Source organism: Nocardia sp. SSK8, assembly GCF_037034205.1.
In the GTDB taxonomy this organism is placed as follows: domain Bacteria; phylum Actinomycetota; class Actinomycetes; order Mycobacteriales; family Mycobacteriaceae; genus Nocardia.
In genome coordinates this window covers 1-269 of sequence record NZ_JBAGKD010000050.1, presented here as the reverse complement: position 1 = coordinate 269, position 269 = coordinate 1, and the positions used below count along the sequence as shown (strand labels likewise).

General features: G+C 61.7%; 1 protein-coding gene. It reads right to left on the bottom strand.

Annotation, left to right across the window (positions count from 1 at the left end):
- Window positions 1-269 (bottom strand): hypothetical protein (locus tag WA675_RS27325; protein ID WP_336088337.1); only part of this gene is annotated, 269 nt, incomplete at both ends.

Below are 269 nucleotides of genomic sequence, written 5' to 3'. Positions count from 1 at the left end.
GTGCCCGCGGTCGCCAGAAGTTCGGCCACAGCCTTGGTGGTCTTCTTCGCGCGGTCCTCGTAGGCACCGGCGCAACCGACCCAGAACAGGTACTCGTAGCCGTCGAAGCTGTCGGCGTCGCGACCGAAGACCGGGATGTCGAAATCGACTTCCTTGATCCAGTTCAGGCGGTCCTTGGAGTTCTGACCCCACGGGTTGCCCTTGTTCTCCAGGTTCTTGAACAACCCGGCCAGCTCGGAGGGGAACTCCGACTCGATCAACACCTGGTA